This window comes from Paenibacillus flagellatus (assembly GCF_003217775.1).
GTDB lineage: Bacteria > Bacillota > Bacilli > Paenibacillales > NBRC-103111 > Paenibacillus_AB > Paenibacillus_AB flagellatus.
This window is the reverse complement of record NZ_QJVJ01000011.1, coordinates 54,874-67,800: the sequence shown is the minus strand read 5'-3', so window position 1 is coordinate 67,800 and position 12,927 is coordinate 54,874. Positions and strand designations below refer to the sequence as shown.

Below are 12,927 nucleotides of genomic sequence, written 5' to 3'. Positions count from 1 at the left end.
CGAATATCGTACCACACAACGTCCCGTTCGTCCGGCACAAATGGTCAAAAAAACGGACGGTATGCGCATGGTGTCAAATTCGCCCGGTGATTTATGATGATAGAGAGATACGAATCCATCCAACGTACAACGAAAGGTCGGGAAGACGAATGGCGACATTGGAAACGAAGGGCGGCCGGTTCGTATACGACGGCAAGCCGGTGAGGCTGTTGTCCGGGGCGATCCATTATTTCCGCACGGTGCCCGAATATTGGCGGGACCGTCTGTTGAAACTGAAGGCGTGCGGCTTCAATACGGTGGAAACGTACGTGGCGTGGAACGTGCACGAGCCGCAGCCCGGACGATTCGATTTCGAAGGCATCGCCGACATCGAGCGGTTCATCCGGACGGCGGGCGAGCTCGGCCTGTTCGTCATCGTCCGCCCGAGCCCGTATATTTGCGCGGAATGGGAATTCGGCGGCCTGCCGGCCTGGCTGCTCGCCGATCCCGGGATGAAGCTGCGCTGCTATCATAAGCCGTTTCTCGATAGAGTGGACGCCTACTTCGACGAGCTTTTGCCGCGGCTCGTCCCTCTGCAATCGACGAACGGCGGGCCGATTATCGCGATGCAAATCGAGAACGAATACGGCAGCTACGGCAACGACATCCGGTATTTGAACCATTTGCGCCAAAGCATGATCGAACGGGGCGTCGATGTGCTGCTGTTCACGTCGGACGGGCCGACGGACGCGATGCTGCAGGGAGGGACGGTGCCGGGGGTGCTGGCGACCGTCAACTTCGGCTCGCGCGTAGGCGAGTCGTTCGCGAAGCTTCGCGAGTACCAGGCGGACGAGCCGGTCATGTGCATGGAGTATTGGAACGGCTGGTTCGACCATTGGTTCGAGCATCACCATACGCGCGACGGCGGCGATGTGGCGAACGTGCTGGAGGAGATGCTGAAGGAGGACGCCTCGGTCAACTTTTACATGTTCCACGGCGGCACGAACTTCGGCTTTTACAACGGCGCGAACTGCCCCGCGCCCGATCAGTACCAGCCGACGATTACGAGCTACGACTACGACGTGCTGCTGACGGAGGCGGGAGAGCCGACGGCCAAATACTTCAAAGTGCGCGAGGTGCTTTCGCGGTACGCGGACGTTCCCGAGACGCCGCTGCCGGCGCCGGCCGAGAAGGCGGCCTACGGCCGGGTGCGCATGACCGGCCAAGCCGATCTGTTCGCGAACCTTGACGCGCTGTCGTCGCCGATCCGTTCGACCTGCCCCGAGCCGATGGAGACGTACGGGCAAAATTACGGGTTCATCCAGTACACGACGCGCATCTCCGGTCCGCGTCCGGCCCACCAGCTGAACGTGCAAAACGTCGCCGACCGCGCGCTCGTCTTCGTGGACGGCCGTCCGATCGGCACGATCGAGCGGTGGAACAAGGAGACGAAGCTGTCGTTCGAGGTGCCGGCGGAAGGCGTCGAGCTGACGCTGCTCGTGGAGAATATGGGGCGGATCAACTACGGATCGTATTTGCGCGATCCGAAGGGCGTGACGGAAGGCGTCCGGTTCGGCTATCAGTTCCTGTTCGATTGGACCGTACGCACGCTTCCGCTGGACGATTTGTCGAAGGTGGCGTATTCGGACGTCGGTCCCCAAGATAAGCCTGCCTTTTATAGGGGGACGTTCGAAGCGGAGAAAGCGGCCGATACGTTCTTGTATCTGGAGGGCTGGACGAAGGGCGTCGTCTGGGTGAACGGCTTCAACCTCGGCCGGTACTGGAACGTCGGCCCGCAAAAAAGCTTGTACGTGCCGGGACCGCTGCTTCGCCCGGGAACGAACGAGGTCGTCGTGTTCGAGCTTCACGGGTGCGAAGCGCCGGAAGTCGAATTCAAGGCGGAGCCGGACCTGGGCCCGACGGAGAAGGCGCCGGAATAAAGGTGATGCCCAAACCACGAGCGAGGAGGCGCGATACGCGTCTCCTTTTCGGCGTTGCGTCCGATGCGTACCGCCTCCGATCGCGCTTCCGAATCGCCGCCTCACCTTACCGGAACCATTCGGGTATAGGTGAATATCATGGGTGGTGTGGAGGTGTGATCGATGCATATTCAAGATGCGCATTCGATTTGCAAGGAGCATTTGTACCGGTACGTTCGCGTCCAGGTGGCGGAAGGGTATACGGTGGACGGCATCATCGAGCATGTCGACGAACACAATCTGTACTTGGCCGTGCCGATCGGGCCGGAGGAAGGGGCGGGGTACCGGGCTTTTTATCCGGGCTATTACGGAGGCTTCTATCCCCCTTACCCGCCTTACTATTCGCCTTATTACTATTCGCCGTACTTTTTCCCGGGACGCCGGTTCCGCCGGGTCGTGCTGCCGCTCGCGAGCTTCGTCGCCTTGTCGCTGCTGCCCTATATTTGATCGCGAACGACGAAGCCCCGTCCGGCGGACGGGGCTTCGGTCCGTTCAAGCGCGCGGCTTCGCCTTCGGCTCGAAGTTCATGCACGGCTTGCCGGAGGACGACAACACCGCAACGCTCGGCATCGTCTGCGTCTTGAAGCCGAACGCCCGGCATCCCCGCGGAAAGCTCGGATCCCATGTTACATAATAATGACGGCATTTCAGGCAGTCGATTCGTTTCGTCGGTTCGGTCATCGTACCCTCTCGTCAAACGGAATAAGCTCCTTCTAGCTTAGCCCGCCGGCCGCGAACTCGTCAATCGTCCGGCCGGTTTTTCGATGCGCCGGTCCGGATTCCTGCGAGACCAAGGTCCAGTTCGAAAACCGATCTCCGGTTCGGTTTGAAGGAGCCGCCGTTTCGTTACACTTGGGGTAGAACGACAAATTTCCCCTTGAGGAGCGTAACGATGGAATGGATCGGCAACTTGTTTGAGCAGTACGGCTATTTCGTTTTGTTTTTCGGCTTGTTCGCCGAATCGATGGCGCTGCCGTTTCCCGGCGAGCTGGCCATGGCGGTATCCGGTCATCTGTCGACGCTTGGGATTTCCGCAATCCCGTTCATTATCGCTTTTTCGTATATAGGAGCTATCGCCGGAACGACGCTGACGTACTATTTGGGCTATAAGCTCGGTACGCCGTTTTTCGACAAATACGGCAAATATGTGTTCATGAACAAGGACCGCATCGCGAAAGTAAGCGGCTGGTTCGACCGGTACGGCGACAAGCTCATTTTCGTCAGCTACTTTATTCCCGGCCTGCGGCATTTTACGGGTTACGTTTCGGGGATATTGAAAGTACGGCCGCGGACGTTTTTCATCTATAACTTTATCGGCGGCCTGCTCTGGGTGATCGTCTACGTGTCGGTCGGGGTGCTGTTCGGCAAACATATCGAAACGGCGCTTCACGCGATCTCCCGCTACTCCACCCTCGCGATCATCGCGCTCGCTGTCGCGGCGGCGGCGTTCCTGCTGCTGAAGCGGCACCGGGCGGGGATCGCATCGCGGCTTCGGGCGAACGGCTCCCGTCCGCTCGAGAGGTCCGGCGAAACGACGAAATGATCGCGACGATAACATCCATCTTGACGTTGTCCCTGCGTCATCGCTTACGCTCGGATCGAACGAAAAAGGAGGGATGTTTGTTGTTTTCGCACGAATCCATTTACCGCGATCAGGCGGACCGTTACGACAAGCTGATCGGCAAGCAGCCGAGCTTGGCCGGCCCGATTCGGGCGATCCGGAACTGGCGCGGGCTGGACGTAGCCGACCTGGGGGCGGGAACCGGCCGGTTGGCTTGCATGATGGCCCCGGAAGCCAAGTCGCTCGTCTGCACGGACGCCTCCGCCGCCATGCTGGCGGTGCTGGAGAAGAAGCTTCGCTCGCTGCGGCTCGCCAACTGGCGGACGGTCGTCGCCGACCACCGGCGGATTCCGCTGGCGGACGCCAGCGTCGATTTGACGATCGCGGGCTGGACGTTTTGTTATTTGGCAAGCGCGGACGTTCCGGACTGGGAACGGAACACGGAGCGGATGATCGGGGAGGTGCGCCGCCTGCTGCGACCGGACGGGACGTCCGTCATTATCGAAACGTTGGGCACCGGGACCGGCCGTCCGGCTCCGCCGGGCTTCCTGCAGCCCTACTATCGGCTGCTGGAGGATCGATACGGGTATACGCGCATCGAGGTACCGTTGGATTATCGGTTCGACGATTCCGAGGAGGCGGAGGAGCTGACGGCGTTTTTCTTCGGCGAGGACGTATCGCGGCGGGTGGCCCGCAACGGGTGGTCGTCCGTGCCCGAGTTCGCCGGCATTTGGTATAAGCACGGCGGCGCGCCTTCCATAAAGGGATAACGAGCTCGGCTCCGAGCGGAACCGTCAAGGATTGCGACCTTGACGGTTTCGCTCGGAACGATGGCTCATGACCCCGTCGATCGGTAATGCCTCACGCCTATATGCCAGACGAGCAGGCACGGGACGATGAAGGCGATGCCCGCCAGCGGCGCGAGCATATAGCCGACGGGGGAGCCGCCTTCCGTCTTGTCCAGCAAGTACAGCAGCGGCAAATAGTTGACGCACCCGAACGGGATGACGAACGTGAAAAAGCGCGACACCCATTTCTGATAAATGTTAAGCGGATATTGCGCCATCTCCCGGCCGCCGTCGGTAAAAATGTTGGCGACTTCGAGCCCTTGAATCGTCCAAAAGCAAAGCGTGGCGGCCAGCATGAAAATGCCGGTGAAGATGAATACGCCGCTCGCGACCATCAGCAGCAGCGTGAACGCTTTCCAGACGGTCCATTCGACGGGCAGGCTCGTTACGGCCCAGACGAGCACGATCAAGCTTTGGCCCAGCCGGCCGATGCGGGTGAACTCGAATTTCGAGCCGAGCACCTGTACGACGGTGCTTCTCGGCCGGACGAGCAGCCGGTCGAAGTCGCCGGCGGCGACGAGAGACGAGAAGGCGTCGAAGCCGCGGGCGAAGCATTCGCTGATGGCGAACGCCATATGGATGACCCCGAACGACAGCGCCACCTCGTAGAAGCTCCACCCCTTGATCTGGCCGAACCGGTCGAACAGGAAGTACAAGCCGGCGAATACCGAGAACGGGATGAAAAATTGGCCGAACGACAGCAGCCAAAACGAGGTCCGGTACTGCATCTGCGATTTGAACAAAATGAGCAAATAGCGGAAATATAACGTCATCCCGGTCAGCCTCCTTGTACGACGACTCGCCGGAGCGCCCGGTCGAGCGCAAACTTCCCGAGCGGCACGAGCGCGGCCAGCCAGCCGAGCTGAACAGCCAATCCGGCGAGCGCCTCGCGCGGCGGGATATGGCCGGAGTAGACGCGGAACGGGAAGTCCGCCGCCAGCCGGAACGGCAGCATGTTCGCGATGTGCTGCATCCAGTCGGGCATAAGCGGAATCGGAACGATCATGCCGGCGAAAAACTCGCCGATCACGCCGAACAGCAGGAGCGACCCCATCGGCGACATCGTCACGAATACCGATATATAAATGAACATCGAAATCGCCACGAGCAGCAGGACGCCGAGCAGCAGCGCCGCCACGAACGCGGCGAACGAGGCGGCGTTCGGCGGGAGCGTCATCCGGTACGGCTCGGGCAGGAAAAACGCGACGACCAGAATCGGAAAGCAGCGCAGCAGAGCGCTGGACAGCCGCTGCGCCAGCAGCTTCGCGTACCAGAACCCGTACAGGCCGGTCGGCCGGCACAGCTCGTAGGCGATATTGCCGGTCGTAATGAGCTGGAACAGCTCGCTGTCGCGAAACCAGAGCGCGATGAACGCGAGAAACGACTGCTGCAGCCATATGTAGGTGACGAGCTCCGCAAGCGACATGGGAGGTCGGGCGACCGCTTGGGCATAGAACGCCTCGAATATCATGATGTACATAAATCCCCAAAAAAATTGGGTGGCTACGCCCGCCAAGGCGGCCGCCCGATACTGCATGCCGTTCAACAGCCGCAGCTTCAAAACGGACCAATACGGCTTCATATGCGGTACTCCTTATACAGCCGCACGATCGTCTCCTCGATCGGCCGGGATTCGACGGCGACGTCGAGCAGCTCCACGCGGGCCGACAGCCGGGCGATGACGTCCGAAATTTTCGCTTGCTCCGTATCGACGGCGAGAACGGCCCGTTCCGCCGACCGGCTGACGAGCGTCGTCCCGGGAATGTCGAGGGGGTCGGACGATTCGCGGTAATCGATCGTAATCGTTTTCCCCGCGCCGAAGCGGGTGCGCAGCGATTGAAGCGTGCCGTCGTACAGCAGGCTGCCGTTGCCGATGAGCAGAATCCGGTCGGCCAACGCCTCGATGTCGTTCATGTCGTGCGTCGTCAAGATGACGGTCACGCCCTTTTCCTTGTTGATCGTTTTGATGAACTGCCGGACGGCGATTTTGGAGACGGCGTCGAGCCCGATGGTCGGTTCGTCCAAAAATAAAATGTCGGGGCCGTGAAGGAGCGAGGCGGCGATTTCGCACCGCATCCGCTGGCCGAGGCTCAACTGACGGACGGGGGTGTGGATAATCGGCTGCAGCTCGAGCGTTTCGACGAGCAAATCGAAGTTTCGCTTGAATTCGGCGTCCGGCACTTTGTAGATGTCCCGGAGCAGCTCGAACGAGTCGATGACGGGCACGTCCCACCAGAGCTGGGTTCGCTGTCCGAACACGACCCCGATATGCTTTACGTAAGCGGTACGGTCTTTCCATGGGGTGTACCCCATAATGGTGCATGTGCCGGCGTCTGGGACGAGGATCCCGCTCAACATTTTGATCGTGGTCGATTTGCCGGCTCCGTTAGGCCCGATATACCCTGCGATTTCGCCCGACGGGATCTGGAACGTGATGCCGTCGATCGCCTTGACGACCGTGTAGTCGCGCACGAACAGCGATTTCGCCGCCTGGCGCAGCCCGGTCGACCGTTTGGCGACTTTGAACGACTTGCTTAACCCTTCTACGGATATCACTGGCCTTTCGCCTCCTGTCGTTTCGTCATTTTTGAAGCACTCCCTATTGTGCGCGAACGGCGATTCGTTCAACAAGGGGGGAAGATGAATAAAACAAAAGTTCCCTTGCGCGGAAACGTCAAATAAGCAGACCGTCTCCGTCTGCTTGCTTCGAAGCTATAGGGACTGTCCGCCGTAACGTCAGTCTCCGCCGCCGCCTCCGCCGTCTCCGCCGCCGCCTCCGCCGTCTCCGCCTCCGTCGCACCCGCCGTCTCCATATCCCGGATCGGAATCGTATGAGGAGGAGGAGGAGGAGGAATCGTAGCCGGCGCGTCGTTTCGTCCGCCGTTTTCCGCGGCTGTCCGAGGAACGGAACGAGCTTGAGATCGCGATCGCCGCCATCAGGGCGACCAGGCCGATAACCACTAGGTTCATAGAAACGCCTCCTTGTCTGATGTACCTCCATCGTACCATCGAATTGTTAAGGCCGTGTAAATAATAGTTAGAATATTTGTAAAATTCAAAAAAAGGACAACCGAGCCCGTTGTGATCGCTTTACAGCGGGACGATCAGGGAGTATACTGGTTTTATAATTTCGTTAAACAAAACTAAGTTTCATACAATGAAACAATTTGCGTGAGACGGTATCGGGAGGGTCCAGAATGCCGATTGATTTTCATGACGAACGGAACCGGGGGACGTATGCGTCGCGTTCGGCGGACGCCGGTTGGACCGAAGCGATCGGCCGGCTTGTCGACGCGCGCGGCTTGCGTGCAGCCGACATCGGCTGCGGTGGAGGCATTTACACGAGGGCGCTTGCCGGCATGGGGGCGAAGGAGGTCATAGCCGTCGACTTCTCGGCGGGGATGCTGGCCGCGGCTGCGGAGCATGGCGCCGGCCTGGCGAATGTCCGGTTCGTCCGCGGCGAAGCGGCGGCTACCGGGCTGCCCGGCGCTTGCGTCGATCTCGTGCTCGAGCGAGCCCTCATCCATCATGTATCCGATTTATTCGCCTGCTTCGCCGAAGCGTATCGCTTGCTGCGGCCGGGGGGAACGCTGCTCGTCCAAGACCGGACGCCGGAGGACTGCTTGCTGCCGGGCGGCCCCGACCATATTCGCGGCTTCCTGTTCGAGCTGTATCCGAAGCTGGCGGCGGTCGAAACGGCCCGCCGGCACGACTCGGCGCAAGTCGAAACGGCGCTTGCGCGAGCGGGCTTCGGCGCCATCCGCGAGACGAAGCTGTGGGAGGTTCGCCGGTCGTACGGCTCCGCCGCCGACATCGCCGACGATTGGCGCGGCCGAAAGGGGCGCTCGATCCTTCACGAGCTGTCCGACGACGAGCTGGAGCGGCTCATCGCCCATATCCGGGCGCGCCTTCCCGCGAAAGGCGCGATCGAGGAGAAAGACCGGTGGACCGTATGGGCCGCCGTCAAGCCGTAGCCGCGATTCGTCCGACGACGGCGGCGGCCGGAACGGTTGCGGCTCTGCCGGATTTCTTTTATAATGCGGGTAGCAAGGGAGGTCGGTAAGCATGGCAAAACAGTTTGCCAGACTCGGCAACGACTCGTGCAAAGCCTGATATCGGGGCGATACTTTGCATGGGGCCGGACAGCAAGCAACACTTTGTCGCCCAATAATAGCTTTTATCGTTTCTAATAATGGGCTTTGCACCTTATTGCGTTCGAATACGAAAATAAGGGGCTGACGAAGCATGGAACATCCATTTATTAGAAACCATCACTATAACTTGATCCGGAAGCAGGCCGGCTTGCTGCAGCACACCTGCAGCACCGTATCCGACCCGAAGGTGGTGGAGTCGGTACGGCTCGGCGCGCAATCGAAAGTGGTCGAGGCGTTTCCGGAGGCGACGGCGTTTCAAAGGCGCATGCTGGAGAACATCGCCGACCTGCGGACGGCGAACGATGCCGAGCACTATTTGCGCAGCTTGGAGCCTTACTTGGCGCCGTTCGATCGAGTGACGGACAACCAGCTCAAGAAGCTGTTTCCGAAAAACAAAAAGCTGAAACTTCCCGACTTGGCCGCGATCGATTTCCGCTATGTCACCTATTTGGGATGGACGGACATCGCGACGAATAAAATGTTTCTCGTCTACCCGCTGGACGGGCGGATTATCGGCATCGAAGGGAAGTTTACGCCGGCGAACAAAAAAAGCGTCTGCTTTTTGTGCAACCGGCACGAGGAAGTGGCGTTGTTCACCGCCATCGCCAAGACGAAGCCGGCCAACGCCTCGCCCGATTATTACAAGGCGCTCGGCAACTACTTGTGCGTCAGCAGCGACGCCTGCAACCGCAACGTGACCGACGTCGACGCGCTGGAGAAATTCGTTCGCGCCGTCACGGGATAAGCTCAACCGAATTCCGCACGTGAAGAAGCCGCCGGAGATGCGTTCCGGCGGCTTTCCTATTTGCGCCGTCAGCCTACGACGCGGGTATGCTTTTCCCGGAACTGGCCCGGCGTCATTTCCGTGCTTTTCTTGAACAGCCGGATCAAGTAAGAGGGCTGGTACTGGAGCGATTCCGCGATATCGTTGATTTTCATGTCGGTCGTGACGAGCAGCTCCTTGCATTTCTCGATGCGGAGCCCCGTCAAATAATCGATGAAGTTGACCCCCGTCACCTGCTTGAAGGCGCGGCTCAGCTTGAACGGGCTTATGCCGAACCGGTCGGCGTACAGGTCGAGCGAGACGTCGGACGCAAGCTCGAGCCGGAGCTGCTCCGCCACCCGGTCGACGATCGACCGCGTCTCCGGATCGATGGCGGAGGCGACCGAGCCGACGAACGGACCGACGACCGAGGCCGAAAACCAGCGGGCCATCTCCTCCGGCTGGCGAATGCCCATCAGCTCCTCGTACAGATGCGCGCCGCCGTAGACGACGTCCGGATTGACCCCCGAACGGAGCATGGCGTCGTACGCGCTGCCGAGCAGCTTGAGCATCCCTTGCTGGACGTGCATTTGCGTACCGCCGCTCCGCCGGATCGCCTCCACGAATTCGCGCACCCCCGCGGACGCCTCCTCGCCGAGCCCCATGCGCATCGCTTGAATGACGTCTCGCTCCAGCTCGAGCGGAAACTCGACCGGCTGGCCGAGGGCGGGCATAATATCGTCGACGTCGAGAACGTCGGCGGCTACGTTCGGGTCTCTCAGCCGCAGCGCCTTCGCCGCCTCGTCCATCAGCTCCGGCAGCTCGAGCGCCTTGTCCGTCGTCTTCCCGACGGCGACGGCCGCCCCGACCTTGAGGAGGCCGCTGACGGTGTCCGCGACGTTCTCCGCCAAGCCGAGCAGCGCTCGCCGCGCTTCCGCGGCCGGTTCGGCCGGGTCCAGCACGAGCATGACGCCGATGGTGGAGTTTTGAAAGTTGATCGCCTGGGCATGGACGCTGGCCGTCCGGCACAATTCCTGGATAATGTTCGTCGCCGCGTAATCGATCAGCTGGGCGTCCCTCGACGTATATTTCCTCTCCGGCTCTTCCCGGCCGTACAGCACCGCCGCCATGACCGCGAAACGCTTCCCCTCGATGCGCCAGTCGTACTGCCGCAGCTTCTCCACAATTTCGCGCTCGGACAGCGCGACGAACCGTCCCTGCAAATATTGCATCAAAAACGCTTCCCGAAGCGACGGCAGCGAAAGCCGGAGCCGGCCCTGCAGCGCTTCGTTCTCGTCGAGATGCCGCTTCCACTGCCGCTCGATGAAGGCGATCTCGTTCAGGCCCCGGTCGCCCGACTCCTTCGCCGGCGTCGAATGAAACAGGCCGACGAGCTTGCGGATCGGGTTATAAATCCGCTTCGAGGCGAACCACGACAGCAGCAGCGCCAGCGCGAGGCCGAAGCCGCCGACGGCGACGATCATGCGCGACATGGCGCTGACCGGCGCGGTAATGTTCGTCAGCGGGGTGGCGGACACGTACGTCCAGTCGTTGCCGAACCGCGACAGCTGGCCGTAGGAGACGGAATAACGGCTCCCTTCCCAATCGGAGACGAACGTATTCGAGGACGCCGACGCCGGCGTCATGCGGCGAACGAGCGCCTCCTGCAAGGCTGCGCTTCCGGAATCGTCCGCCGCGACGATCCGTCCGTCGCGATCCGTCAAGAAAGCGGTTCCACCGCCGGACGCCAAACGGCGGATCAGCTGGTCGAACTCGCTCGGCCGGATATAGATGAAAAACGCGCCGAACGGCGTCTCGTCGCCCTTAGCGTACAGCTTCGTCACGACGCCCTTGTACGGCGTTTCGCCGGGCGTAAGCGAGTTGAGCTCGTCGGTCCAGGCGATTTTGCCCTTCGTCCCGAGCAGCCGGCGGAACGATTCCCGGTCCGCGTCGTTCGCGATCGTCCTTACCCCCCAATGATCGCTGATCAGCCTGCCGGAATCTTCCAAATATAGCGAGACGTCGAACACGAGCGGATTGCCTTCCTTCATAAGCGACAGCGAGCGGAACAAGTCGCGCGTCATCTGGAATTGCTCGGAGAAATTGCGCTCGTTCAACGATTCGTCGAAGTCGGGATGGAAGGCGAGCTGGGCGGCGAACAGCTCGAGCCGGGACAACGTCTCGTCGACCCGCTGGATCGACTGGTTCAGCTGCGTCTGATGCGCTTCGTTCAGCTTGCGGACGATTTGCCCTCCGCCCAAGTTGTACACGCCGATTCCGATCAGCAGCGCCGGAAGGCAGGCGGCGACGAGTACGAGCACCAGGTTATTCCAATAAAACGTTCCTTTGCGGAACCCCGTGTTTTTCACCAAAACGCCGCTCCTTTCCGATTGCGGTTCGTTCGCGTTTCGATCGTCGTCCGCAAAGCGTAACCTCGTTTTCCCTATTGTAGCCGATGGCTCGCCCGTCTTACAACGGGTTGCAAAACTATGCTATCGCCGGAAATCGGCTTCGCGCCGCGGTTTCGCCCGGGCAAAACATTATTATTGCCGGAAACGGCCGGGCGAAGCTACGATGGGGCCATCCGGCGGGCAAGGAGTCGCCCGACGCCGGCCGGGCCATTAACCGACAGGGGGAACAGCCGAATTGAAAGCCGAAACGAATCCGGTACCCGCCCATCGCGACGCCGGGCGAACGGGCGAGACGCCGCCCTCGATGCGGAGCTCCCCGTCCCGAAAATTGTTCGCCGATCTGGCGCGGGACAAATATTTGTACTTGCTGGCGCTGCCCGGCATCGTCTACTTTCTCGTCTTCAAGTATTTGCCGGTAGGCGGCCTCGTGATCGCCTTCCAGGAATATTCGCCCTACTTCGGCATTTGGGGCAGCGAGTGGGTCGGCTTCGAGCATTTCCAGCGTTTTTTCTCGAACGACGATTTCGTCCTGCTCATGCGCAATACGCTCATGATCAGCTTGATGAACCTCGTCTTCTTCTTCCCGCTGCCGATCGTGCTGTCGCTCATGCTGAACGAGCTGCGCGGTCTCGTGTTCAAGCGGTTCGTCCAGACGGTCGTCTACATCCCGCACTTTTTGTCCTGGGTGCTTATATCGGGATTGACCTACTTGATGCTGTCGCAGTCCGAAGGGCTGGTGAACAAGCTGCTGGCCGAATTCGGCCATGACCGGATCGGGTTTTTGACCGACCCGGATCTGTTCTGGGGGCTGCTGACCGCACAGGTCATGTGGAAGGAGGCCGGGTGGGGGACGATCATCTTCCTCGCCGCCATCGCCGGCGTCGATCCCCAGCTGTACGAGGCGGCCGTCGTCGACGGAGCGGGACGGTTCCGCAAAATGTGGCACATCACGCTGCCCGCCATCCGCAACGTCATCGTCATCCTGTTCATCCTGCGGCTCGGGTCGGTGATGGACGTCGGCTTCGAGCAGGTGTACCTGATGATGAACGGCGCCGTATCGGACGTGGCGGAGGTGTTCGACACGTACGTGTTCCGCAACGGCGTCAAGCAGGGCGAATTCAGCTACAGCACGGCGATCGGCCTGTTCAAATCGGTCGTCGGCATCGTCCTCGTCGTCGCCGCCAACAAGCTCGCCAAAAAGTTCGGCGAGGAAGGCGTCTATTAATCCGCAA

At 60.6% G+C, this 12,927-nt stretch carries 13 protein-coding genes; 7 read left to right on the top strand and 6 right to left on the bottom strand.

Annotation, left to right across the window (positions count from 1 at the left end; genetic code table 11):
* Nucleotides 1-149 precede the first annotated feature (149 nt).
* Complete coding sequence (locus DLM86_RS22980; protein ID WP_110842415.1) at nt 150-1,919, top strand: glycoside hydrolase family 35 protein; 1,770 nt, start codon at nt 150-152, stop codon at nt 1,917-1,919.
* Between the two features lie 162 nt (nt 1,920-2,081).
* Complete coding sequence (locus tag DLM86_RS22975; protein WP_110842414.1) at nt 2,082-2,405, top strand: hypothetical protein; 324 nt, start codon at nt 2,082-2,084, stop codon at nt 2,403-2,405.
* A gap of 45 nt (nt 2,406-2,450) precedes the next feature.
* Here the strand turns inward: DLM86_RS22975 and DLM86_RS22970 are convergent, their stop codons facing one another.
* The gene (locus tag DLM86_RS22970) at nt 2,451-2,639 is read right to left on the bottom strand and encodes a uracil-DNA glycosylase (RefSeq protein ID WP_110842413.1); all 189 of its coding nucleotides are present in this window, start codon (nt 2,637-2,639) and stop codon (nt 2,451-2,453) included.
* 211 nt (nt 2,640-2,850) lie between these two features.
* Here DLM86_RS22970 and DLM86_RS22965 point away from each other — a divergent pair, with 211 nt between their 5' ends.
* On the top strand, nt 2,851-3,501 hold the full coding sequence (locus DLM86_RS22965) for a DedA family protein (RefSeq protein ID WP_110842412.1): 651 nt from the start codon (nt 2,851-2,853) through the stop codon (nt 3,499-3,501).
* An 80-nt stretch (nt 3,502-3,581) separates the two neighbouring features.
* Nucleotides 3,582-4,289 (top strand): class I SAM-dependent methyltransferase, encoded by a 708-nt coding sequence (locus tag DLM86_RS22960; RefSeq protein ID WP_211326576.1) that lies wholly within the window; start codon nt 3,582-3,584, stop codon nt 4,287-4,289.
* 65 nt (nt 4,290-4,354) lie between these two features.
* On the opposite strand, the gene DLM86_RS22955 is transcribed toward DLM86_RS22960, so the two are convergent.
* From DLM86_RS22955 to DLM86_RS22940, 4 genes are all read right to left on the bottom strand, one after another.
* The gene (locus tag DLM86_RS22955) at nt 4,355-5,140 is read right to left on the bottom strand and encodes an ABC transporter permease (RefSeq protein WP_110842410.1); all 786 of its coding nucleotides are present in this window, start codon (nt 5,138-5,140) and stop codon (nt 4,355-4,357) included.
* A gap of 5 nt (nt 5,141-5,145) precedes the next feature.
* A complete protein-coding gene (locus tag DLM86_RS22950) occupies nt 5,146-5,949 on the bottom strand; it encodes an ABC transporter permease (RefSeq protein WP_110842409.1) in 804 nt (267 codons plus the stop codon).
* Nucleotides 5,946-6,923, bottom strand: a complete 978-nt coding sequence (locus DLM86_RS22945; protein WP_110842408.1) for an ABC transporter ATP-binding protein — start codon at nt 6,921-6,923, stop codon at nt 5,946-5,948. Before DLM86_RS22945 ends, DLM86_RS22950 begins: the two co-directional genes overlap by 4 nt.
* A gap of 180 nt (nt 6,924-7,103) precedes the next feature.
* Nucleotides 7,104-7,337: a hypothetical protein gene (locus tag DLM86_RS22940; protein ID WP_110842407.1), complete on the bottom strand. Its 234-nt coding sequence runs from the start codon at nt 7,335-7,337 to the stop codon at nt 7,104-7,106.
* 227 nt (nt 7,338-7,564) lie between these two features.
* On the opposite strand from DLM86_RS22940, the gene DLM86_RS22935 reads away from it, so the two are divergent.
* Both DLM86_RS22935 and DLM86_RS22930 read left to right on the top strand, forming a co-directional pair.
* Entirely contained in the window at nt 7,565-8,341 is a 777-nt protein-coding gene (locus DLM86_RS22935) for a class I SAM-dependent methyltransferase (protein ID WP_110842406.1), read from the top strand.
* Nucleotides 8,342-8,612: 271 nt separating this feature from the next.
* Nucleotides 8,613-9,266 carry a FusB/FusC family EF-G-binding protein gene (locus DLM86_RS22930; RefSeq protein ID WP_110842405.1) on the top strand — a complete coding sequence of 218 codons (654 nt, stop codon included), beginning with the start codon at nt 8,613-8,615 and terminating at the stop codon, nt 9,264-9,266.
* Between the two features lie 68 nt (nt 9,267-9,334).
* Here DLM86_RS22930 and DLM86_RS22925 read toward each other — a convergent pair whose 3' ends face one another.
* Nucleotides 9,335-11,653 carry an AraC family transcriptional regulator gene (locus DLM86_RS22925; RefSeq protein WP_146250274.1) on the bottom strand — a complete coding sequence of 773 codons (2,319 nt, stop codon included), beginning with the start codon at nt 11,651-11,653 and terminating at the stop codon, nt 9,335-9,337.
* Nucleotides 11,654-11,999: 346 nt separating this feature from the next.
* On the opposite strand from DLM86_RS22925, the gene DLM86_RS22920 reads away from it, so the two are divergent.
* Nucleotides 12,000-12,920, top strand: coding sequence for an ABC transporter permease (locus DLM86_RS22920; RefSeq protein WP_110842578.1), 921 nt, complete (start codon nt 12,000-12,002; stop codon nt 12,918-12,920).
* Nucleotides 12,921-12,927: the final 7 nt, after the last annotated feature.